Source organism: Brucella pecoris (assembly GCF_006376675.1).
GTDB classification, from domain to species: Bacteria; Pseudomonadota; Alphaproteobacteria; order Rhizobiales; family Rhizobiaceae; genus Brucella; species Brucella pecoris.
The window spans coordinates 1-22,125 of the sequence record NZ_VEWK01000012.1 but is presented as its reverse complement, the minus strand read 5'-3'; the positions used below and the strand labels follow the sequence as shown (position 1 = coordinate 22,125).

Here is a 22,125-nt window from a genome sequence, read left to right as displayed (position 1 = left end):
CGAGAGATCACGTCCCGGTCATGATGGTGATGTGCCACGGGGTTCCCCTTCCGGCCATCCGCAACACGGTCGGATGGCGACGGGGACAATCAAGAAAGGCACAATTCGGGCCTTCGCAACAAGATTATTCCAGATTTCGTAGGCGGTCGTAGGCCGTCGAAAAAATACTTGCGGCTCTCGGTGGGGAAAAGGCGCATCATGTGGCTTCAGCCTGACACTGCCAGTCCGAATCAGCATTTGGGTTTCAGGGTATCCAGAAACGTCTTGAGAACAGGATTCGTGTTGTCCGGTCTCCAGCAGGCGATATATCCAAGACGCGTGGCGCCGTTGCCGTCATGCACTGGCCTGTAGACAACCCCCAATCCGGTTATGCCAGAAACGCCCTCGCATTGCAGGCTTATCCCCTGCCCGCTGCCGACCTCGCTCAGGATACTCTCGCGGCTCAAACGGCGGGTAATGATTTCAGGATGATCCGATGGGGCAGCGAGATGGCGAAGAAGCATATTTCGAATATCAGGTCCAGGATCATGGTGGCTGATCAGAAAGCGTTCGCCCTTCAATTCCGACCAATAGATAACGGGCCGATCCGCAAGCGGGTGGTTCTCCGGCAGCGCGACAACCAGTTGCTCTGGCCAGAGAGCCATGGAATTCAGCAAACTCTGTCTGCCAGCATCGCCCAGGATAACAGAAACATCGATCGCACCTGCAATCACCCCTGCCCTGAGTTCCATATAGGACGTCTCTATCGGCTCCACCTCTACCGCCGGATTGCCTTGGCGAAATTCGTGAAGGGCCGTGCGCAGGCGTCCGATCGAAAGCGATTTATAAAAACCAACAACAATATGGCCAAGTTTCCCGGCTTTGCTCGCTTTAGCCCGTTCCTTGAGGCGTTGAACGTCCTCGACAATACGCCTCGCGCCAATAATGAATTCCTCGCCGTTCGGGGTGAGACGTGCTCCGGTCGAAGCACGGTCAAACAGAGGGATACCAAGTTCGTCCTCGACTTCCTTGATCCGTTTGCTGACGATCGGTTGCCTGACATTGAGTTCATTCGCGGCGGCGCTGAAACTGCCGTTCCTGGCGCTCACCACGATGTAATGAAGATGGCGTAGTTCCAATCCAGTCCTCCCTGCCCGGTCCGGGCTACGTATTGCTTGAATTATGTCTATGCTCGCTCCTGCAATGGGAATTCGGTCTGGTTGAAGAACCGGCTTATTTCGCCAGTTCCGCAACCCTGCTCGTGGCCGTGGTGAAACCGTTGAGGGAGATGGTGAAGGTTGGAGCCTCGCCGCCACCCTCACGCGTGGCGGAGATGGTCAGCTTCTCGCCCTTCTTCATGGCGTCGGTGGCGGCGGTCGGGAAGCTGACCGGCACGAGGCACCCGGCTGGTAAGCAGGTGGAGAACCGTGCGCCTTGCCCAAGATTCTGGTCGTCCAGTTTTAGCTTCACGCCGTCGTCAAGCTTGAGACCGAAGGGCAGAAGCAGGACACCGTTGGTCTGGCCGTTCGCAGGGGGCTGAAGCTCGATGGCGAAGAGGCGCTGGCCGGTCTGGCTATTGCCCTGTTCCTGGCTGAAGCCGCAACGCTTTCTGTTATCGGCAATGGCGCAGTTCACCGTCCAGTCGCCATAGACCTCGTTGATAGACGCAGCGCCATTCGGCAGAGAGACGGCGGGTTTTTTGTCGTCCTGCACCGGTGCGGCGGCAAGAGTACGGTCGCCCTTGGCGGTTGGTTGGGCTTCCTGAGCGAAGGTCGGCACGGCGGAAAGTAAGAGGGCCGCGATGACAGAGGGGACTATGGAGGACGTCGGAATCTTATACCGCATTGTGTGTCTTTCGTTTCATATCTTATGAGATAGGCGGCCCGCTCACCTAACGGTAAAGCGCACCGGGGCTGTAATGGTCTTGTTGACACCTGGAGGGGGCGCTGGCACTGGCGAGGCACGGCGCACGAGATCAACCACAGCATTGTCGAGTTCCGGGAAGCCCGATGATCGTGCCAGTGACGCCGACAGAACATTCCCAGCGTCATCAATGCGGAAGCGTACATAGGCCGTCCCCTCCTCTCTTCTCGACCGTGCACCTGAAGGGTAGCGCTTGCGCCGCTCCAGATGCGCCATCAGCCGCGATTGCCATTTGGCTGGCGACACGGAACCGAAGCCCATCGCCGCCGTGCTCTGGTTTGCCGCGTTGCGGTTCGATTGCGTGACCTGTGCGGAGGCCTGTGTTGATGCCTTTGATTTCGGTGCGGGCTTCTCTCGTTTTGGCTTTTGCACCACATCCTGTTTTTTCGGCTTTGGTTTCTCGACCGGCTTTTCTTTTTCAGGCGGTTTCGGCCGAAAGACCGGAATTGGAACCTCGACGTTTTCCAGTTGCGTGACGATCTCCTGCTCGACCGGATCGATTTCCGGCTCCGGTGTGATTTCAGGCTCTGTTTCGGGCTCGGTTTCCGCTATTTCCTCCTTCGGTTCTTCCGGCTGGGCATCCTCCCGCACTGGTTGTTGCGCTTCCTCCTGCGGCTCCTCGAGCGGTTCGTTTGCTTCGCTTTTGGCTTCGAGCGCATTCTCGGCCTGCTCGGTGATTTCATTCGTCTCGGTTTCGATAGCCTCAGGCTCTGGCGCAAGCTCGATCATGATCGCAGGCGGCGGTGCATTGTCAGCTATCTCGATCGGCAGTTCGCGTGTCAACCACAGCCATGCACCGCCGTGGGCGAGAAGGACGGCAAGACCGGCTATTGACCATAGCAGGACTTCAGAACGGGAGAACATAACCGGCATCAGTTCGTCAGAAACAGGCCGGACAGCAGGACGCTCAACCATTTCGGCTGTTGCTTCTGCTTGTGCTTCTATTTCCTGCTGACGATCATCCATGGGAAGAAACGGCTACATTTCCGTTGATGCCGGCCTCGGACTGATTTCCGTTTTGTGGCAGATGCACGGCCCTGTGCATCAACTCACAAACGTTGCATGGGAGCGGAACAGCCTTGTTGCTCGTCTTCGCGGAGAACTTCACTTTTCTGCTAGCAGCCAGATCCGCGACGCTGTAACGGTTCATTATGTCGAGGAATGTCGTTTCGGCGACGGTTGCGATTGCCGCGAATACCGGATGGACGGTACCCGCTTCATAGGCGTCATTTCTCCCCTCAAGTGAATAGCGCACCAGATCAGGCTGAACCTGTCGTAGCACATCCCCAAGCGGGATTTCTTGTGCCGGCATGGCAAGACCGATACCGCCGTAGCGGCCCCGCTCGGCGAACAGAAACCCGGATTGCAAAAGCAGCCTCACAATATGAGCAGCATGATCCTTCGATGTATGTGCCTTGTGTGCTGCTTCGGCGGTCAGAATTACCCTGTCCGGCGACCGGGCACAGGCGACCAGAATATCGATGGCTATTTCCGTCTGTCTGGTCAGGCGCATTGATCTTCCTCCCTTTTCATTCGCCGGCAAGCGACGCGACGGGCGGGTTCCGGTCGTTGGCGACAGCGAAACGGTCGCTGTCCTGCGCGGCATGCAGCTTCCGATACCGACCGCTCTTGCGGGCAATGAGTTCCTTGTGGCTCCCCTGTTCGGCGATGCGGCCGTCCTCCACCACGACGATGCGGTCTGCATTGGCAATGGTCGCAAGCCTGTGCGCGATGACCAATGTGGTACGGCCTTGCGACAGTTCGGCAAGCGATTGCTGGATGGCGCGCTCCGTCTCGGTGTCGAGCGCCGAGGTTGCTTCATCAAGGATCAGGATCGGCGGGTTCTTCAGGAATATCCGGGCAATGGCAAGACGCTGCTTCTGGCCACCCGAAAGCTTCACGCCACGCTCACCGATGACAGTGTCGAAGCCGGAAGGAAGCGCAGCAATGACACTGTCAAGCCGGGCGCGGCGTGCAGCCTCCACGATTTCCGCATCGGTGGCATCGAGACGACCGTAGGCAATGTTCTCGCGGATGGTGCCTGCGAACAGGAAGACATCCTGCTGGACGATGCCGATATTGGAGCGCAACGATTTCAGCGTCATGTCGCGAATGTCGATGCCGTCAATCATGATCGCGCCGCCCATCACCTCGTAGAAGCGCGGCAGCAGCGAGCATATCGTGGTCTTGCCTGCGCCGGACGGACCGACAAAGGCAACGGTTTCGCCTGACCTGACGGAAAGATTCAGGCCGTCAAGAACGGTCCTGCCCGACGTGTAGCCGAAACGAACATCGCAATAGTCGATATCACCGTTCAGCCGCTCGACGGAACGTGCGTCCGGCCGGTCGGCAATATCCGTCCGCGTATCGAGAAACCGCGTATAGCGCTGGAAGCCGGCAATACCCTTCGGATAGCTCTCAATGATCGAGTTGATCTTGTCGATCGGTCGGAAGAACACGCCAACCAGCAGCAGGAAGCCAACGAAGCCGCCCGCCGAAAGATCGCCACGCACGACGAACCATGCGCCCGCCAACATCACCACCACCTGCACGAAGCGCATGGAGAGGTAGGAAAGCGACATGGATGCCGCCATGGTTCTGTAGAACTCCAGCTTGGTCGCGAGATAGTTGCGGTTGTTCTCGGCAAAGAGTTTGCGCTCATGATCCTCGTTGGTGAATGCCTGCACAACGCGGATACCGCCGACATTCTCCTCGATGCGGGCATTGAACTCGCCGATCCGACCGAACAGCGCATGTGAGTTGGCCATCATCCGCTTGCCGTAAAGCGTGGTGACGACGGCGGCGACCGGAACAATGATCGCGGTGATCAGCGCCAGCGGCACATGCACCCACATCATCAGCACAAACGCGGCGATCAGGGTCACGATGGCGATGAACAGGTCTTCCGGGCCGTGATGGGCGACCTCGCCAATCTCCTCGAGATCCTTTGTCAGCCTCGCGACCAGATGGCCGGTCTTCTGGTTGTCGAAGAAACCGAAGGAGAGCTTTTGCAGATGGTCGAAGGCTTTCCGGCGCATCTCGGTCTCAATCTTGAGGCCAAGCATATGGCCCCAATAGGTGACGATGACCTGTAGACCGGCATTGACCAGATAGATCATGAACAAGCCAAGAGATGCCAGCGCGATCATGCCCAGCTGGTTGGTGGGAAGCAGGCGGTCGACGAACAGCGTCACAGCAACTGGAAAGGCCAGTTCCAGCAAGCCCGCCGCAACGGCGCTGCAGAAATCCAGTGCGAACAGGCCGCGATGCGGACGGTAGTAAACGGCGAAGCGCTTCAGAAAATCAAGGTTCGCCACGTTTGCTTTCTCCAACGTCATGCTCGATTTCGCCGCTTCTCCAGTAGGAGACGGCCAAATGCTGATGTTTCTTCAGTCCAATTTCTTTGCGAAGGTACGAGCGGATCTCTCTGAAAGAATTGAATTCTCCTGCGAACCACACGAAGATGGTTGAGCCGTCCTGAGGAAAAACGACATCCTTTACAGCTTGTGCCAAGCCATAACCTTCTTCATTCGACTGTTGTTCGCGATGCAACCATTGTACTGAGATACCGGCATTTGTCCGTAAAGCCTGTTCATCAGCTTTGTTGGCAACCTCGATAAGAGTTATGCCCCGCGCACTGCTTGGCAAGAATTCCAGAATTCGGGCGATTGCCGGAAGAGCAGTTTCATCACCTGCCAGCAGATACCAATCATGATCTACAGGGCAAGAACTTGCGCCCGGACCCGACATGCCAATGACGTCGCCGACATTTGCGCTTTCCGCAAATGCTGATCCGGGGCCAGCATCTTTGTGCAGGACAAAATCAACATCAAGTGTGCTTTCCGATACATTTACTTGCCGGATTGTGTATCTGCGAATTACTGGAGCGCGCTGCCCAGATGGATGCTGTGGGATACCGTTTTTTCCGACGTTCGGCCATTCTGCATCAGTTGCCGAGCCTCTGGGAAGATAAAGCCTCACATGCAACTCTTCGTCCGTTGCGAACGGAGCCAAGTCCTCACCTCTGAATGTAATCCTCTTCATGCGTGGCGTAAGCGTCTGAATGGCGGATACTGTCAATAACCTAAAGTAAGGCGGCATGGTGAGGTGGCTTGCCGCACCGGTCCACTCGAAATCGCTGATGCAAGCGAGTTCCACAATGTGCTGAGCCACCGTCCAACGAAAATTGTAAAGCTCAATAAAATCGTCTGCCTCAACCCTGACCGACAGATCATTTCCCGTTGCTGTAAATTGCCCTGATCCAAAATCGAAGGTAACGGTTCGATGACCGCGCCGACCGGTAACAAAAGCGCCATCTTCTGAAAAATGTTCACATAGTTCCTCAATGAGCGCTTCAGGGTTCGGCACAACGACGGTCGTTTGCGCAACAAGCAAGGTCATGACAAAATCTCCTGATTTTTGGTCTTTCTGAGGAAAGGGGCGAGCAAGCGCATATTTCAGCTTCCTTTGGTGATCTGCCGCCGCTTCGGTACGATCAGCGGGGTATTTGAAACGGGGTCGGGAATGATGACGGACGAGAGGCCGAACACGTCTTCCACCAATCCTTCCGTGACAATGGCCGACGGTTTGCCCTCGGCAATGATCGCGCCATCCTTCATGGCGATCAGATGCGAGGCATAACGGCAGGCATGGTTGAGATCGTGCAGCACGGCGACGATGGTGCGGCCCTGGCCCTTGAGATCAGCCAGCAGGTCCATGAGTTCGATCTGATGGGCGATGTCGAGGAAGGTGGTCGGTTCATCCAGCAACAGGAGCGGGGTTTCCTGCGCCAGAACCATGGCAATCCACACCCTTTGCCTCTGGCCACCGGAAAGCTCGTCCACGAGACGGCCTGACAGGTCCGTGACGCGGGTTGCCTCCATCGCGGCGATGACGGCTTCCTCGTCGGCCTTTGACCATTGCCGGAAGATGGACTGATGCGGATAGCGGCCTCGCGCAACCAGATCGGCAACTGTAATGCCTTCCGGCGCGATCGAGCTTTGTGGAAGCAAGCCGAGACGGCGGGCAACCTCTTTCGCGGCAAGACCGGTGATGCTTTTGCCATCAAGGATCACCCGTCCGACGGACGGAACAAGCAGGCGTGACAGGGCGCGCAACAGCGTGGACTTGCCGCAGGCATTCGGGCCGACGATCACCGTGAAGGAGCCGTCGGGAATGGAAACGGACAGGCTTCTGGAAATCGTCCGCTCGTCATAGCGCAGCGTCACATTGTCGGCATGAAGGCGACCAGATCCAAATTGGGAGTTGCTCACTTGCGGCCCTCCCGTATCAACAGCCAGATGAAATAGAGACCGCCGATGCTGACCGTCATCACACCGACAGGAAGCTGGACACCGAAGGCATGCTGTGCGGCCCAGTCGGCGGCAAGAAGCAGAAGTCCGCCCATCAGTGCGGATGGGACAAGGGCTACACCATCCGAGCGGGTCAGCTGTCGGGCGATCTGGGGTGCAGCCAGAGAGATGAAGGAGATCGGCCCTGCCGCCGCTGTCACGATGGCAGTCAGCGCCACGCCGAGCACCATCAGGAGAAGCCGTATGCGGTTGGCATTGACACCGGATGCCCTTGCCGCATCGTCGCCTATCTCAAGCTGTCGCATGGGGCGCGACAGGAAGAGCGTCAATGGCACGACGACGCAAAGCACGATAGCGACTGGCGCAAGCTGCTCGAAGCCCAGGCCGTTGAGTGAGCCTGCGCCCCAGATCGCTGCAGACATGGCGACCTGAAGGTCTGCCTCGCGGATCATCCAGGCGTTGAAAGCCGACAGCATCGCCGCCACACCGATCCCGACCACAATCAGCCGAAAACCCTGCATCCCGCGCCGCCAGGCCAGAAGATAAACGGCCATCGCCGTGACGATACCGCCGATCAGTGCACCGGCAGCCGTCTCGTAATAACCGCCAGACAGGTGCAGCAATACCACCAGAGCACCGGTGTAGGAGCCGGCCGAAAAGCCGATAATATCTGGACTTCCAAGCGGATTGCGCGTCAGCGACTGGAAGATCGCACCGCTCATGGCAAGTGCTGCGCCGAGCAGGAAGGCCAGCGCCACCCGCGGCAGACGCCATTCCACCACGATCATCCGCACCTGATCGTCGCCATGACCGATGAGCGCGCCCAACACGTCCACCACGGCGATGGAGTACTTCCCGCTTGCCAGCGAGAAACCGGCAATGCCCAGTGCGAGAACAGCAAGCACAAGACCGGTAAATATCGAAAGCCTGTCCAACCGGGCCGACAGACGCCCCCCAAACCTCCGCATAACGTACATGGAACGACCGAAGTCGATATCGGATGACGCAGTGGTTCTCATAGGCCGCTCGCTTGTCTGCGCCGTGCGAGCAGGATCAGCACTGGTGCACCGATGAAGGCTGTCACGATGCCTGCTTCCAGTTCGCCTGGAAACAGCACCAGACGTCCGGCAATATCGGCGGAAAGCAGCAGTACCGGTGCGTAGATCATGGTCAGGGGGATAATCCAACGTTGGTCCGGGCCGGTGAACCAACGCACCACATGTGGCACCATCAAGCCGACGAAGCCGATCGGACCGGAAGCGGCGGTGCCGGCTCCAGCCAGAAGCGTGACAGCGATGAGCGTCAGTATCCGGGCGCGGAGAATGTTGGCACCCAGCGACCGGGCCAGATCGTCACCGAGCGCGATCGCGTTGAGAGACCGGGCCGTCAGCAACGCAATCACCAGTCCTGCAGCGATAAAAGGAGCGACCGTTGCCACAATCTCCATGTTTCTTCCGGCAACGGATCCGATCGACCAGAAACGCATGGAATCGAAGGCTTCGGGATCAAGCAGTGTGATTGCTGAACCGATGCCGCCAAGAACAGCAGAAAGGGCAACGCCAGAAAGCACAAGGCGAATGGGTGTCGCACCATCACGGCCCGCCGCTCCGAGCAGATAAACGGCTAACGTCACAATGATCGCACCCAGAAAGGCAAACCAGAGCCAGGCGTCGATCGAGTGAAAGCCGAACAGGCCGACTGCAAGCGTGACGAAGAAGGCAGCTCCTGCATTGACGCCGAGAATGCCGGGATCGGCCAGCGGATTCCGCGTCGCAGCCTGTATCAGCGCGCCCGACACGCCGAAGGCTGCGCCGCATAACAAACCGAGCAAGGTGCGCGGTAGCCGGTAGTAGCGGATGATGATATGTTCTGTTGAAACAGCCTTGTGGGCGATCAAAGTGTCAATGGCGGTGGATGCGGGAATCCAACGCGTACCGATCAGTAGACTGGCTAACGTTAAACACGACAAGAGAAGCATCCCGATCCAGATGGCGGTTACTCCAAACCAACGGGTATCGCTTAACGTCATCGCCTGCGCTCTGCCTTGCTGGCAGCTTCGACAAGACGCGGCACGAATTGCGGAAATCCATATGGTATTGAAAGAACACTCAAAGCGGACGTCGCCCAAACTGATACCGGATCGTCAAGCGCAACATAAGCGCCTTTGTTGACTGCGGTAAGTGAATTGAAGAGAGGTTGAGATTCTGCGTCGATCCGGGCTTGCTCACGATACCACATGATCATTATGTCGGCGTCGATCTGATTGATCTGTTCGAGACTGATACTCACCGAAGTTTTCTCAGGATGCTCACGGCTCAAATGCTGGATTGCTGGTGGAACCTCCAATCCGAGCAGAGTCAGCACAGCGACGCGTGGATCATTCGGCATGTATACAATGATATCATTTGCGCCAGGCAGGTAGGTTCCAAATGTAAAGGTTTTTCCCTGCAGTTCAGTATTTCGAGCACCTAAATCGCGCAGGAAAGTTTCGGTTTCCCTTACCAAGGTTTGCGCTTCTGCTGGTTTTCCTAATGCTTCGCCGGTGATTGAAATGACTTCCTTCCAGTCTGCCTCCCAAGGCCCCGACCGATAGACGACAGTGGGTGCGATTGACGACAGGCGACGCCATTGCATTTCATTAATGCCAGAATAAACTGCCAAAATGAGATCTGGTTTCAAGCTCGCAATTTGTTCGTAATCCAACTCACCGGCAAGAAGTGCAGGATGAGAATCCTTCAGTAGCGATCTATCCCATGGAAAAATTCCGTCCTCGAATTGGTCATATCGAGACATAGCGACAGGTATATGGCCGAGAGCTAAGACCGCATCCTCTCCATTCCATCCAATAGTGATAATCCGTGCTGGTGAAACCTTGACAGTGGTTACTCCAAAGACATGTTTGACCGCGACAGGGAAATGCTCATCCGCTTTTGCGGGAGTTGTCGCGACAATTACGAACAATATCAACAGCAACCGACTACACACGCCGAACCGTGACCTAGTAGTGAAAGGAAAAATACTCATAGCAAGTCTCATATTGATGAGAACCAAATAGCGGCAGCTTTCGAAAAGCTGCCGCCATCGTCCATTTACCATTTATAAGTCAGAGAAGCTGTAATGGTGCGCGCCTTGCCGTAGTAGCAACCGAAATCGTAGTTGCAACGCGACACATATTTTTTATCGAACAGGTTCGTAACGTTTACAGCTCCGGTGAGCCCTTTGTATTCGGGATTGATATTTCCGAAATCATAACTCAACGCAGCATCGACTATATAATAGGATGGTGTTTCAAGCGTATTCGCGTTGTTTGCATATTTACGGCTATTCCAACGAACGCCGGCTCCAATATCGAGCCCCTCAAACGTGCCACTCTGGAACGTATAATTCGTCCAGAGGGAAGCGGTCCAAGGCGAATGGAGCACGACCTTGTTCCCAGCGTACCAATCGTCCTTTACATATTTAGCGTCGACATAGCTGACGCCGCCGATCATGTTCCAGCCCGGACGAAGTTCCGCCTTTGCCTCGAATTCCACACCACGAGAGCGAACCTCACCCGTCTGAACTGACCACGAACCTTCGTCCGCATGATCATTATCGGTCATCAGTACGTTTGTTTTCGTGATATCGAAGGCGGAAAGAGTGAACAGGGCATTCATACCGACGGGTAGATACTTGACACCAATCTCATAGCCTCTGCCTGATGTGGGGTCGAAGGCCTCGCCATAATAATCAGTGCCTACTTGAGGAACAAAGGATTCCGTATAGCTGACATATGGAGAAATGCCATTGTCAAAGAGGTAGTTGAGGCCAATGCGGCCAGTGAAGGCACGGTCATTCTGCTCAACGCGGCTTGATGTACCGCCAGCCGTCACGGGTAAATTCCGGTTGACGGTTTCCGACCAGTCATAACGTCCACCCAGTGTGAGGACGAATTTGTTCCATTCAAGCTGATCCTGGAGATAAAGACCGATCTGCTGCACTGTGTTATCATATCTCTGAGCAGGCGTCGGATCGGGGGAAATGAGGCTGTAGTCAGGATCGTATAGATCAAGCAACTGGTTCACTGCCGATGATCCGTTCGAACTTTTGAAACGCAGGCGCGTGTAGCGATAATCGACCCCCGCAAGCACCGTGTGTTTAATGTCACCTGTCTCAACTTCGTAAGTCAGATTATTGTCGAAAGAAAAGGTGGAGTTGTTCTGAATCCAATCCACCTTTGCCCGCGTTACTTTTGAATAATCGGTTACACCATCAACATCGGCAAACCACCAAGGATACATACCCTTATATTCGTCCTGAACATTGAAATAACGCACGGTCGATTTGAATTTGAGCGTATCGGAAAATTCATGGGTAAGGTCAGCTCCAAGAACGTATTGATCGCGCTTGTAATCGTTCCAGCCTGGCTCTCCCGTGAAGAGATCCCGGTCGATATATCGACCATCTGGCCCCGGAACAACCGTTCCGATATAGGGGAGCGCCTGATAGTCGTTGACGTCGTTGTCCCGCTGGTACTGACCTGAAATAGTTAGGGAAGTCTGGGCGGTCGGCTGCCAGGTCAGGCTCGGAGCGAACAACATACGACTGCGTTCCGTGAAATCGATTTGGTCATCGCCTAGATTGCCCAAGCCGATGAAGCGGTAGAGCAATGTATTGTCTTTCGTAACAGGACCGCCGAAATCAACTGCCGCTTCAGTTCTGCCATACGTTCCCGTGCGAACGCGAACTTCGCGAACGGGCGTCTCGGTGGGACGCTTTGACACCATATTGATGATGCCGCCCGGTTCGTTTTGGCCATACAGAACCGATGCAGGCCCCTTCAGGACTTCGATGCGCTCAAGGGTGAACGGATCAATTTGGAGTGCGCCACCGAGGCTGCCAGGATAAGGAAGAAAAGCGCCGTCCAGATAGTTGGAACTGGGCGAGAAGCCTCTAGTCACCGCCTCGTCGGCGATCATGTAGCTTTCGGTATAGCCGCTAGTCGAAACGCCTGGCGTGTAACGAAGCGCTTGCGCAACACTTGTTGCTCCTCGTATTGTAATTTCGTCCGCGGTTACCACATTTACGGTCTGTGGAACTTTTTCAATCGGTGTGTCCGTTTTGGTTCCCGTAGCGGAACGTTTTGCCACTATACCGTCAACCGGCCCCCATGCGCTTTCCCCTTGAACCGTTATGGTTTCCAGCACCGTCGAGCCATCGGCGGATATATTCCCGCTACCGGCTGCGGGAGTGGAGATCGCAACTGTGGTGGCATTCGGGAAGGAATAGACCAAACCGGAACCAGCGAGGATTCCGGCGAGTGCCTGCTCGCGCGTTGCAGAACCAGAAAAACCGGATGACGTCTTACCCGCGGCAGCAGATGCGAGATATGTGACCTGAACGCCCGCCTGACGCCCGAAAGCCGTCAGGGCGCGATTGAGAGGACCGGCCGGAACCGAGAAGGACGTCTGGGCCTGCGTCTGTGCAGCCGCCTCACGATGTGTTACCGCGAGACTGATGCTGATTGCCGTCGACACCAGAAGCGTTGCCATCAACGCCCTGCTTGTTCCTCTGAAAACCTTGTTGCCAATCCCACGCCCCTTGACCATTAAACCTCTCCAATTCTTCAACTCGTATGGAGGGACAGGATGGGCCTGAGCTTCAGGTAATTGCTGTCCCTATTACTGTTACAATCGGGGCAGCGAAATTTTCACCTTTTGGCTCAAGTTTTTTAGTTTTTTTTCAGAGAGGGGAAATTACCGTCACAAACGAGGAAATCTGACGCACACGGGCACCCGTCGGATGCACCACCGCCTGAAGGGCAAGAAGTGGATTGTTCAGATCGAAAACACCGCTGACGCGCTGATCGTCGATGAATGGATCGGCAATGACGATGCGTCCGGGTATCCAGCGACCAATGCGTGCGACAAGAGCCGATACGGTTTCCCTTTCCGCTATAATGAGATTATCACGCCATGATGCGACCTGCCCGCTTTCACGCTGGCCGCGGTCGATTCTGCCGGAGGAAGGGTCGAAGGTGATCCATTGGCCTTTGGCAAGGTTCACCCCTGTTTCGAGCGCTGAGTCCGACGCCCGGACATCAACAAGACCATGATCGACGGAAACCGTCAGGATACCGGCGTCGTTCGATACATCGAAGGCCGTGCCAAGCGCCGTCGCGCTAAAGGTTCCGGAAAGGACAGAGAACGGCCGGGTTGCATCCCCCACCACCTCGAAGAACGACATGCCGGCGAGGAGATCAATTGTCCGCCGTTCGCTGCGGAAATCCAGAGCAATGGCGCTTTCCGGGCCAAGCGTTGCAATACTGCCATCGGGAAGACTGATCCGGCGTATTTCACCTTTTTCGGTCATGTAGTCGGCACGGGCTTGAAGAAGCATACCCGGCCCGAAGGAATAAGCGAGTGCACCGGTACCAAAAGCGGCAAGCCCACCGATCATGAAATTGCGGCGCGTAAGACCAAGGCTGTCCCGCCGCTCTGTCCGCCGCTTTTCCGTGAGAACTTTTCCAGACGCACCATGCACCTTCGATACACGCGCCCAGACCTCCTCATGCTGCGGACCACGGGCGCGCCATGCGCGGATCAACTCGATTGCCACCGGATTACCGGGGTCGTTCTGCAAGCGGATAGTCAGATCGATCGCTTCGTCCAGCAATCGTTCTTGATCCGTCGTCGTCTCGTTCATCTGTATCCTTTCGGCAGAAGCGGCGAATCTCACCTGCCTCTATTTATTAATACAAACGAGCAGCGCAAATTTTCTCTTTTCGGATGAAATAAATCAGAAGGCGTCCACGCGCCCCACCAGATGCCGGTATGCGTCGCGGATGAGAGACCATGCCCGCGTGGTCGAAATACCAAGCTCTTCTGCAACTTCAGCGATGGTTCTCTCACCCAGGCGGTGCATCTCGAAAGCCTGTCGCGTCCTCTCCGGCAATTCAGAAAGCGCCTGATGGGTCTGCATGAGGCTTTGCCGCGAATATACGACTTGTTCGGGAGAAGGGGCCGGGTCTTGAATAGTGGCCGCTTCTTCGTCGTCAAGAGCAACCGTTACGATCAAGGCTTCACGCCGTTGATGGTTGAGACCAAGATTACGGGCGGCCTGATAGAGGTAGGCTTTGGGATTGTAGTTCTGCGCGGTGTCGGCTGGAGGCGTTGCAATCACACGCAGGAAAGTATCCTGAGTGAGGTCAGCGGCCGTATCCTCGTTAATACCCCTGCGATGCAGGGACTTCGCTATTCCCTTGGCGTGACGCCGGAACAGGTTTTGTATGTCCCAACTCATTGCTGCCTGCCTTTCACTCCGACACTTTGAAACAGTGTCGGGAAAGACAAGCAAACCGACGAAAAAACGCGAAAGCCGTCGCAACGACCTCTGTCATCTCCCCGAAAAATTGTTCGGTCAAATCACGCACGACAAAATCTCTTTTCCATAGCGGAAGCCACAGTTTCAATCTTTTTAGCTACAATTGAAATTTCCTTGCAAGCTAAATTTTCGCAAAGATTTCAATGAGAATTGAACTTCTGTTCAAAACTTGTCTATAAAACTCATATTATTCCGTGAGATACGGCCGATAGGGATCCAAGCGGTGAAATAGAAGATTGTAGTAGGCGCACATCAGTTTTCATACGCACTGTTGCATGACCGCAACGAAAAAAGTTTTCAGAGACTTGTTTCCACATCTTCCGGCACTTCCTGCCTGAACCGTGGCCCATTGGCGAGTCGGCGACCAAGAGCTTCAAGGAATTTGTCATAGCGCTGGCCACCTTTGGCGCGAGCAGCGGCCTGAGCGGTTTCCGGCAAGGACGCAGTTGAGTTCAGCCAGAAACGGACGAACAGGGCAAACGCTTCGTTGGCAATACCGACGTCCCGTTCGAGCCGCTGGATACTGCGGTCGATCCGGTCGAGGCGTTTGCCGATTGCGGCTTCCTTGCGCTCATCGGCATCGGGTGAAAGAAACGACGCGATGGCAGCTTCTGCAATCAGGGAATCCGATTGCCCTCGCCGCTTCGCGAAATCCGCAAGACGGCGCTTCAGATTGGGGTCGAGATAAACGGAGAGGCGCTGTTTCTTGTCGGGACGCTGTGGCATGGCTCACAATTCCATCCCATCGCCGGGGTCCATCGAAATCTGCCGCGCGACCTGACGCATGTTGCGGGCAAGCACCCGATTGGTGACGGCATCGCGTTCCGGTTCGTCCATGTCGGGATCAAACTCGTTGACGGTTTTTCTTTCCGGCTCCGGCGCTATGTCCTTGTGCTGTTCAAGGCCTGGTTCACGGCGCAGGCCGGCATTGGTAGCATCATCGTCCTGCTTGTCCGCCTCATCTTTGGCCGGCTTGCCCTTGGCCGTGCCGTTACCCTTGCCAATCGGCGGGGCCGGGAGCGGCTTCAATGCAGACCAGTCATCCCGCTTGGGAGCAAGTCCGGCATTCGCATTAATGGGAGCGGGAAGCACACGCTCCCTGAACCGGGCATCGTCAAAGTATCGTGCCTTCTTCGTACGGATCGGCGGAATGCCGGCGACCATGACAATCTCATCGTCGGGCGGGAGTTGCATGATCTCGCCGGGGGTGAGCAACGGCCGCGCCGTCTCGGAGCGCGAAACCATCAGATGCGACAGCCACGGTGCGAGGCGGTGTCCAGCGTAATTCTGCATGGCACGCATTTCGGTCGCGGTGCCAAGCGAGTCCGACACCCTTTTCGCGGTCCTCTCGTCATTGGTCGCAAAGCTCACCCTGACATGGCAATTGTCGAGAATGGAATTGTTCGCGCCATAAGCCTTTTCGATCTGGTTCAGGGATTGCGCGATCAGGAACGCCTTGATCTGATAACCGGCCATGAAGGCAAGCGCGCTCTCGAAGAAGTCGAGCCGGCCGAGCGCGGGAAACTCGTCGAGCATCATTAGCAGCCTGTGGCGACGGTCTTTGGCGTGCAAGTCTTCCGTCAATCGCCTGCCGATCTGGTTGAGCACGAGACGCACAAGCGGTTTGGTACGGGAAATGTCGGAAGGCGGCACGACCAGATAGAGTGTTGCCGGTCGCTCCTCGCTGACCAGATCGGCAATCCGCCAGTCGCAACGGCTGGTGACGGTCGCGACGATGGGATCGCGATACAGCCCAAGAAAACTCATGGCGGTGGAAAGCACGCCGGATCGCTCGTTGTCGGATTTGTTCAGCAACTCGCGGGCAGCGCTGGCTACAACCGGATGCGGTCCCTTCTCGCCGAGATGCGGTGTGTTCATCATGGCGGACAGCGTGGACTCGATCGGGCGGCGGGGATCGGAGAGGAAGGCAGCGACGCCCGCCAGCGTCTTGTCCTTCTCCGCATAGAGAACGTGCAGGATCGCGCCGACCAGAAGAGAATGGGATGTTTTCTCCCAATGGTTCCGCTTTTCCAACGAACCTTCAGGGTCAACGAGTACATCGGCGACGTTCTGCACGTCCCGAACTTCCCATTCACCCTTTCGCACCTCCAGCAGAGGATTGTAGGCGGAAGACGCCGAATTGGTGGGATCGAACAGTAGAACGCGGCCATGCCTTGCCCTGAAGCCGGAAGTCAGTTCCCAATTCTCGCCCTTGATGTCGTGGACGATGACCGATCCCGGCCAGGTCAGAAGCGTCGGTACGACAAGGCCCACGCCCTTGCCGGATCGGGTCGGAGCGAAGCAAAGCGTATGCTCCGCACCATCATGACGGAGATATTCCTGTTCGTAGCGGCCGAGCACCACGCCGTCAGCCCCAAGCAGGCTGGCCTTTACGATCTCGTCGCGCTCGGCCCATCGGGCGGAGCCGAACGTCTTGACGTCCTTCGCCTCGCGTGCGCGCCAGATCGACATGAAGATGGCGACTGCGATGGCGATCAGGCCACCGGATGCGGCAATCGCGCCACCTTCGAGAAAGACGTTCGGCGCATAGGCATCATAGAAATACCACCACCAGAACAGGGCGGGCGGCGGATAGAAGGGCTGACCGGCAAGCTCGAACCAGGGCGAGCCAAGCTGTGGCTGGAAACCAAGACGCCACGCGACCCATTGCGTCGCGCTCCAGACCGCGATGAGCACGATCAGCAGAACAACGGCGATTTGTCCCCAGAGCACGCGCGTAGCCGACAAAGGTTGAAACTCCCTTCCAAACATGGGTTCATATTCAGGGAAAAAGAATTTCCACAATGATTTCAACAGCATTGAACGCCAGTATCGCAATCTGGCGAAAACTGTCGAAAAAATACTTGAGCGTTGCGGTGTGCTGTCCTTGGCTTTCTCATAGACCTAGCCCACGCTTGCGGCCGAAACTCCAGTCCACACCACCGTCAGCGCGGGCGACGCCGGATATGTGCTGGCCGATATGCTTTTCGATGGAAGGCGTCCACGGCACGAGGCTGAAGCCGAGCCCATCATCTACCATCGCGAAGCGGCCGGATGCCAGGGTGAAACGCCGGCTGTAAGTGCCGGCGACATATTCCCCGGCCGCCGCTTCACGGAACGGCATGTTCAGTTCATGGGAGAGCTTTTCGCCGAGCGCGTCCAGTTCACGTTCGCGGAGCGTGCCGAGAAGATTGCGAGCGAAGATAACCCGCTCGCCCTCGCGCCGTGCGAATCTCTCCTCGATCAGATGTTCGGCCCGCGCTTCCATCGCCTGTTGCACCTCTAGCCCAAAGCCGCCACCGAGATCGATCGGATCGCGGGCCACAAGCTGGCGGTCGAGCCATGTGGCGCCGTCGGCTGTAGTCTGCGCCTCAAGGGAGAAATCGGAACGAACCGCCAGCGCAACACGGCGCTCACCTCTCGCATCCTCGAAAGAGCGCAGTTCGACAATCGAACCCTGCGCGCTGTCGCCAGCCGCTTCAATGTCAGGAAGACGGATATGATGGGTGTGGCCGTCCACGCCATCGACCACGGCGAAGGCCGTGCCGCGCAGTTCGTCGTCAAGACCGCGCTCGACAAGCCGGCCGATGACCGGCTCGCCACGCGTCTCGCCGGACAGCACGTAATCGGCAGCGCCGCGCTCGATGCCCTGTTCCGTCAAAGCCCGGTGCATCCGCTTGATGATGTCGCCGCGTAGCCCAAGCTCGCGCAAGGTGGCTTCGGCGTCGCCGGATATCATCCATTGACCGGGGCCGATGTTTTCAGTCAGGCCGAGATGTTCGAGATGACGAAGCCGGCCGATCTTCTGGATGGAATATTCGTCTGGCTGCTTATCCGGAGACGGAGCAACGTCTATGATGCCCTGCTCGTTGGCGTCACGGACAAGCTGGCGGTCGAGCTGCGTCCAGCGATCGGCTTCAATCTGACGCTCCAGCGACCGGCTTATGTCCAACTCGGTACGTGGTCCCAATTCCAGCGTCACGAGATCCTGCGCCCGGTCGCGCAATCCGCTCTTGATATAGTCGCGGTCGATCACGAGGTCTTGCCCGTCGTCGGTGCGGCCGCGCACGATGACATGCACATGCGGATTGTCGGTGTTCCAGTGATCGACGCCGACCCATTCGAGTTTCGTGCCGAGATCCTTTTCCGCCTGCGCCATCAGCTCGCGGGTGAAGCGCTTCAGGTCTTCCATGTCGGCAGCGTCTTCCGGCGAGACGATGAACCGGAAATGGTGCCGGTCGTCCTTGCCGCGATCGGCAAATTCCTTCGCGTCGGCATTGTCGGTTTCGGGACCGAACATTCGGGCCTTATCATGTCGCTCCCCATTGCTCACTTCATTCGCGGCGCGGGTGACACCCTCGCGGCGGAGATAATTGAGGTGGCGGGCCAGCGGGCCACGATCGCCCTTGTTGCGGACGATACGCGCCTTCACCGTACAGAAGCGGGTGCGGTTGGTGATGAGGCGATTGGCGCGTATGCTCGCCAAGCGGCCACGGGCAAAGCTCGGTCCACGGCCCTTGCCGGAGGTGATCTTGCCGGAGCGGGAAACATGCCCGCCGGCCTTCTGCGCGGCGGCGAGCGCCTGCGCGACGAACGGCCTTGCCCGCTGGGCCTTGCTGGAACGGATGCGTCCAGGCCGGACGCGGAAATCGTCGTCCCGGCTCATGGCGTCACGCGCTGCGAGGTGCAGTTTTCGTTGAGAATATTCGATAAATTCAGGGTGCGCACATCGCACTTATGGCCCGCGATGTGCGGAAAGCCGGAAAAAAGCCAATCAAAACAACCGACCGTCCAAGCCGCGATGTGCGGCCTTTTATCTTGCCATAAATCGGACGTTGCCACCGCCCCTCCCCACCATCCCGCACGAGCTACGATGACGTTCACCAGACCACCCGGCACCACGAAATTCATGGCCGTGCCTCCTGCTTTCCGGACCAGCGCACGAACAGGCCATCGGACGGCGGTGCGAGCGCCGACAAGTCGGTGATCGTACTGGTGCTGGATGTGCGACCAGAAGGAAGATCAGCCGCCGTCACGTCGCCGCCAGCGTGAACCGCTGCGCGGGCGATGAAGAGCGGCGCGACAGACCATTCGGAGCGCGCCGGACGGTCCGCCGTGCGCCAAGCAACGGCGGCGTCCGCGTCGATCTGCGGCACGATCTTCGCCATGTAGGCAATCGTCTCGGCGGGCAATGGATCGCCGGTGACAAGATGCTTTTCGTAGCGGCCGGGACCGGCATTGTAGGCGGCAAGGAAGCCCGGCGATCCATAGAGATTGTGCAGTTCCGCGAGATAGGCGCTGCCTGCCAGAATGTTGTCGCGGGGATCATAAGGATCGCCGCCAAGGCCGTATCTGCCGCGCAGTTCCGCCCATGTGGCAGGCATGATCTGCATCAGGCCCATCGCGCCCTTTGGTGAGATGGCGTGCGGATCATGATCGCTCTCGGCCTGCATGACGGTGCGTATCCAGCGTTCGGGAATGGCGAAGCGCTTGGCCGCCTCCGTAATATGATCGGCCAACGGATCGGACGATGCGACGGCCACGACAGAACGTGCCGACGATTGATCGTTCGCCAGAGGATCAGCCATTGCCACGCATGGCAGCGTGACGGTCATGGTCGCTGCGATCAGCAGCGCCATGATCGCGGGAACGGCGACGCATGGTCCGCCGTCCCGATTGCCCATCAGCCTGCCATCGTGCTCGCTCTGGTCAAGGGCAAGGCTTCGCCGCCGGCCAACATTTTCCGGACGGGCATCGTCGCAAGACGTGTCCATTTCCCGGAAAACAAGCCGTCGCCCCTGACCGCCGCTGCGCGCGACGGCCGCCCGGTGGGCGATCGGGTCGAGGGGAGTGATCGGCGTTCGATCGATCAAGGGGAGTGAGCCTGACAGGCGATAGGAAGGATGGCAGCGCATGAGGGTCACGCCTGTTCGTCGCGCCGCGTCTTGCGCGTCCAGTGCAGATTCCATGTGTCCTTTTTCGTGTCGGACTCGAACATGCGGGCGCGGATCGGTTCGACAAAGGAAGGATCGTCTATGGTAACAGAGAGATATGCCCCGGCGCGCTCGCCGGTTCGATCCCATGCCGCGCCGACTTCGAGGCCATCGGCGAAGATGCGATGGTTCGGCGCGTTCTCGGCTTCCGTCTCATCGATGGGAAGGATGGTCACTTCGGCGTTGAGGGTGAGCGTGCGGATGCGGCCGAAAAAGCCATCTGCCTTGTGGGTGAAGGTTCCAATCTGAACCATTATCTGTTCCTTTCACGGTTGAAGAAACGAGCCGTTCACGGCTCGTCGGAAACCGGCTCGCGGAAACTGTCCGCGACCGGATCGGGATCGTCGGTAGTCCAGAGCGGGATTGCCCGACCGACGACGGTTGAGAGGGGAAGCGGCCCGAAATACCGGCTGTCGAAGCTGTCGGGACTGTCCCAGTTCATGAAGAAGGCTTCGCCGGTGCGAAGCGTCCGGCAGCCTTGCCAGACGGGCAGCGGACGGCCTTGGCCGTCGCGCTCGCGGGCCTGTCCGTAGGTCATGCCGTAGGCGGTGATCGCCGCGCCGTTGCGGCAGACGGTTGTTCCGGAAAGTGCCAGCACGCGCTTGAGAAGCGGCAGGCCCTTCGGCAGATAGCGGCGCTCGTCAAGGAAGCCGGCCAGGTCGTCGGACGGCATAACGACCGCAAGGTCGGTGACGTCCAGACGGTCGTCCTCTGACACATCCAACGAAACGATCCGGTAGAGGCCGAGCGGCACGCTGGCCGATGCGTTCCAGATCACGCGGACAGCGGGCGGTTTCCAGACCGGCAGCGCGATCAACACCGTGCCCGCCAGCATTGCGAGAAGTGTCATGCGGCGGGCGGTCATGGCTGAAATTCCCGACGCAGCAACCATGCGCGATGCTGTTCGCGGCCGTAGGCTCGGAATGGCTCGTTGACGGTGAGACGGTTGTGAATGTGCCGCCAGTGATCGGGCGCGACGTCCGCCGGGTCGATGCCACTCCGCTCAATCGCTTCGATGACATGCAGCACCTTTTCGACCTTCGGCCAGCCATGAGTACGCAACAGGATCTCGCCGCCGGGATAGACCATTGGTACTGTCTGGTAATTCTCACCGGGGGCGACCGCGCGCAGAATGTCAATGCGGGAAACAACGGTACCGTAATCGTTCGCAGCCCATCTCACGAAGGCAAAGACTGCGCCGGGATCGAAGCTAACCATACGGTGATGACCGTCAATGCGCTCTTCTTCAGCAATCCGGCCGAAGTGGATGCGCTGCTCGATACGGTTCGCTATCCACGTCAGTTGGACCTGTGTTCGGGGAGAGGAAGCGCCTACCATCATCGGCGCACTCCTCCACAGCAGCTATTTTCGACGAGTTGCGTTAGCAAGAATCCGAAGGATTCTAGGTTAGGTAAGTTAGAGGAGCCGGAATCCGCTTTTGGATTCATAGAGATGCAGCCCGTCAGCGTTCCCGATAGTACTGGACTTCCCCTTCAAAAATGGAGGGCTTCTGTTAGACAAGACTGACAGGAGACTTAGAATTGAAGCAGCGAGAA

The 22,125-nt window shown here is 57.5% G+C and carries 21 protein-coding genes; all 21 read right to left on the bottom strand.

The features are described 5' to 3' along the window. Positions 1-230: 230 nt before the first annotated feature. The 21 genes from FIB18_RS19365 to FIB18_RS19265 all read right to left on the bottom strand — a co-directional run bounded on the left by FIB18_RS19365 (position 231) and on the right by FIB18_RS19265 (position 21,910). Positions 231-1,118: a LysR family transcriptional regulator gene (locus FIB18_RS19365; protein WP_140022257.1), complete on the bottom strand. Its 888-nt coding sequence runs from the start codon at positions 1,116-1,118 to the stop codon at positions 231-233. 94 nt (positions 1,119-1,212) lie between these two features. Continuing rightward, positions 1,213-1,824 carry an invasion associated locus B family protein gene (locus FIB18_RS19360; protein ID WP_140022256.1) on the bottom strand — a complete coding sequence of 204 codons (612 nt, stop codon included), beginning with the start codon at positions 1,822-1,824 and terminating at the stop codon, positions 1,213-1,215. A gap of 42 nt (positions 1,825-1,866) precedes the next feature. Beyond that, positions 1,867-2,868 (bottom strand): energy transducer TonB family protein, encoded by a 1,002-nt coding sequence (locus FIB18_RS19355; RefSeq protein ID WP_235894916.1) that lies wholly within the window; start codon positions 2,866-2,868, stop codon positions 1,867-1,869. Next, positions 2,861-3,415 (bottom strand): RrF2 family transcriptional regulator, encoded by a 555-nt coding sequence (locus tag FIB18_RS19350; RefSeq protein WP_158295715.1) that lies wholly within the window; start codon positions 3,413-3,415, stop codon positions 2,861-2,863. The genes FIB18_RS19355 and FIB18_RS19350 overlap by 8 nt, the downstream gene beginning before the upstream one ends. 16 nt (positions 3,416-3,431) lie before the next feature. After that, the gene (locus FIB18_RS19345; protein WP_140022254.1) at positions 3,432-5,219 is read right to left on the bottom strand and encodes an ABC transporter ATP-binding protein; all 1,788 of its coding nucleotides are present in this window, start codon (positions 5,217-5,219) and stop codon (positions 3,432-3,434) included. Next, on the bottom strand, positions 5,206-6,303 hold the full coding sequence (locus tag FIB18_RS19340) for a siderophore-interacting protein (RefSeq protein ID WP_140022253.1): 1,098 nt from the start codon (positions 6,301-6,303) through the stop codon (positions 5,206-5,208). The genes FIB18_RS19345 and FIB18_RS19340 overlap by 14 nt, the downstream gene beginning before the upstream one ends. Before the next feature lie 56 nt (positions 6,304-6,359). Continuing rightward, positions 6,360-7,175, bottom strand: coding sequence for an ABC transporter ATP-binding protein (locus FIB18_RS19335; protein ID WP_140022252.1), 816 nt, complete (start codon positions 7,173-7,175; stop codon positions 6,360-6,362). Then, complete coding sequence (locus tag FIB18_RS19330; protein ID WP_140022251.1) at positions 7,172-8,233, bottom strand: FecCD family ABC transporter permease; 1,062 nt, start codon at positions 8,231-8,233, stop codon at positions 7,172-7,174. The genes FIB18_RS19335 and FIB18_RS19330 overlap by 4 nt, the downstream gene beginning before the upstream one ends. Further along, on the bottom strand, positions 8,230-9,192 hold the full coding sequence (locus tag FIB18_RS19325; protein ID WP_407921869.1) for a FecCD family ABC transporter permease: 963 nt from the start codon (positions 9,190-9,192) through the stop codon (positions 8,230-8,232). Before FIB18_RS19325 ends, FIB18_RS19330 begins: the two co-directional genes overlap by 4 nt. 47 nt (positions 9,193-9,239) lie before the next feature. Continuing rightward, a complete protein-coding gene (locus FIB18_RS19320; RefSeq protein WP_140022249.1) occupies positions 9,240-10,238 on the bottom strand; it encodes an iron-siderophore ABC transporter substrate-binding protein in 999 nt (332 codons plus the stop codon). A gap of 65 nt (positions 10,239-10,303) precedes the next feature. Further along, positions 10,304-12,802 (bottom strand): TonB-dependent siderophore receptor, encoded by a 2,499-nt coding sequence (locus tag FIB18_RS19315; protein ID WP_140022248.1) that lies wholly within the window; start codon positions 12,800-12,802, stop codon positions 10,304-10,306. Between the two features lie 133 nt (positions 12,803-12,935). Continuing rightward, positions 12,936-13,898: a FecR family protein gene (locus FIB18_RS19310; RefSeq protein WP_140022247.1), complete on the bottom strand. Its 963-nt coding sequence runs from the start codon at positions 13,896-13,898 to the stop codon at positions 12,936-12,938. Between the two features lie 93 nt (positions 13,899-13,991). After that, the gene (locus tag FIB18_RS19305; RefSeq protein ID WP_140022246.1) at positions 13,992-14,495 is read right to left on the bottom strand and encodes a sigma-70 family RNA polymerase sigma factor; all 504 of its coding nucleotides are present in this window, start codon (positions 14,493-14,495) and stop codon (positions 13,992-13,994) included. A gap of 378 nt (positions 14,496-14,873) precedes the next feature. Next, the gene (locus FIB18_RS19300) at positions 14,874-15,302 is read right to left on the bottom strand and encodes a ribbon-helix-helix domain-containing protein (RefSeq protein WP_140022245.1); all 429 of its coding nucleotides are present in this window, start codon (positions 15,300-15,302) and stop codon (positions 14,874-14,876) included. 3 nt (positions 15,303-15,305) lie between these two features. Continuing rightward, entirely contained in the window at positions 15,306-17,324 is a 2,019-nt protein-coding gene (locus tag FIB18_RS19295; RefSeq protein WP_140022244.1) for a conjugal transfer protein TraG, read from the bottom strand. A 148-nt stretch (positions 17,325-17,472) separates the two neighbouring features. Continuing rightward, positions 17,473-19,242 carry a relaxase/mobilization nuclease domain-containing protein gene (locus FIB18_RS19290; RefSeq protein WP_140022243.1) on the bottom strand — a complete coding sequence of 590 codons (1,770 nt, stop codon included), beginning with the start codon at positions 19,240-19,242 and terminating at the stop codon, positions 17,473-17,475. Then, complete coding sequence (locus FIB18_RS19285) at positions 19,239-19,487, bottom strand: hypothetical protein (RefSeq protein ID WP_140022242.1); 249 nt, start codon at positions 19,485-19,487, stop codon at positions 19,239-19,241. Before FIB18_RS19285 ends, FIB18_RS19290 begins: the two co-directional genes overlap by 4 nt. Further along, entirely contained in the window at positions 19,484-20,545 is a 1,062-nt protein-coding gene (locus FIB18_RS19280) for a lytic transglycosylase domain-containing protein (protein WP_235894914.1), read from the bottom strand. The genes FIB18_RS19285 and FIB18_RS19280 overlap by 4 nt, the downstream gene beginning before the upstream one ends. Beyond that, positions 20,497-20,823, bottom strand: a complete 327-nt coding sequence (locus tag FIB18_RS19275) for a DUF736 domain-containing protein (RefSeq protein WP_140022241.1) — start codon at positions 20,821-20,823, stop codon at positions 20,497-20,499. The genes FIB18_RS19280 and FIB18_RS19275 overlap by 49 nt, the downstream gene beginning before the upstream one ends. Positions 20,824-20,858: 35 nt before the next feature. After that, positions 20,859-21,434, bottom strand: a complete 576-nt coding sequence (locus FIB18_RS19270) for a S26 family signal peptidase (RefSeq protein WP_140022372.1) — start codon at positions 21,432-21,434, stop codon at positions 20,859-20,861. Next, positions 21,431-21,910: a DUF2840 domain-containing protein gene (locus FIB18_RS19265; protein WP_140022240.1), complete on the bottom strand. Its 480-nt coding sequence runs from the start codon at positions 21,908-21,910 to the stop codon at positions 21,431-21,433. The genes FIB18_RS19270 and FIB18_RS19265 overlap by 4 nt, the downstream gene beginning before the upstream one ends. Positions 21,911-22,125: the final 215 nt, after the last annotated feature.

What these genes read in the sequence shown, in the direction of transcription:
- FIB18_RS19360 (WP_140022256.1), bottom strand. Translation starts at nt 1,824, where the DNA reads ATGCGGTATAAGATTCCGACGTCCTCCATAGTCCCCTCTGTCATCGCG.
- FIB18_RS19355 (WP_235894916.1), bottom strand. Translation starts at nt 2,868, where the DNA reads ATGGATGATCGTCAGCAGGAAATAGAAGCACAAGCAGAAGCAACAGCC.
- FIB18_RS19350 (WP_158295715.1), bottom strand. Translation starts at nt 3,415, where the DNA reads ATGCGCCTGACCAGACAGACGGAAATAGCCATCGATATTCTGGTCGCC.
- FIB18_RS19340 (WP_140022253.1), bottom strand. Translation starts at nt 6,303, where the DNA reads ATGACCTTGCTTGTTGCGCAAACGACCGTCGTTGTGCCGAACCCTGAA.
- FIB18_RS19330 (WP_140022251.1), bottom strand. Translation starts at nt 8,233, where the DNA reads ATGAGAACCACTGCGTCATCCGATATCGACTTCGGTCGTTCCATGTAC.
- FIB18_RS19325 (WP_407921869.1), bottom strand. Translation starts at nt 9,192, where the DNA reads ATGCTTCTCTTGTCGTGTTTAACGTTAGCCAGTCTACTGATCGGTACG.
- FIB18_RS19320 (WP_140022249.1), bottom strand. Translation starts at nt 10,238, where the DNA reads ATGAGTATTTTTCCTTTCACTACTAGGTCACGGTTCGGCGTGTGTAGT.
- FIB18_RS19315 (WP_140022248.1), bottom strand. Translation starts at nt 12,802, where the DNA reads ATGGTCAAGGGGCGTGGGATTGGCAACAAGGTTTTCAGAGGAACAAGC.
- FIB18_RS19310 (WP_140022247.1), bottom strand. Translation starts at nt 13,898, where the DNA reads ATGAACGAGACGACGACGGATCAAGAACGATTGCTGGACGAAGCGATC.
- FIB18_RS19305 (WP_140022246.1), bottom strand. Translation starts at nt 14,495, where the DNA reads ATGAGTTGGGACATACAAAACCTGTTCCGGCGTCACGCCAAGGGAATA.
- FIB18_RS19300 (WP_140022245.1), bottom strand. Translation starts at nt 15,302, where the DNA reads ATGCCACAGCGTCCCGACAAGAAACAGCGCCTCTCCGTTTATCTCGAC.
- FIB18_RS19290 (WP_140022243.1), bottom strand. Translation starts at nt 19,242, where the DNA reads ATGAGCCGGGACGACGATTTCCGCGTCCGGCCTGGACGCATCCGTTCC.
- FIB18_RS19285 (WP_140022242.1), bottom strand. Translation starts at nt 19,487, where the DNA reads ATGAATTTCGTGGTGCCGGGTGGTCTGGTGAACGTCATCGTAGCTCGT.
- FIB18_RS19280 (WP_235894914.1), bottom strand. Translation starts at nt 20,545, where the DNA reads ATGGAATCTGCACTGGACGCGCAAGACGCGGCGCGACGAACAGGCGTG.
- FIB18_RS19275 (WP_140022241.1), bottom strand. Translation starts at nt 20,823, where the DNA reads ATGGTTCAGATTGGAACCTTCACCCACAAGGCAGATGGCTTTTTCGGC.
- FIB18_RS19270 (WP_140022372.1), bottom strand. Translation starts at nt 21,434, where the DNA reads ATGACCGCCCGCCGCATGACACTTCTCGCAATGCTGGCGGGCACGGTG.
- FIB18_RS19265 (WP_140022240.1), bottom strand. Translation starts at nt 21,910, where the DNA reads ATGATGGTAGGCGCTTCCTCTCCCCGAACACAGGTCCAACTGACGTGG.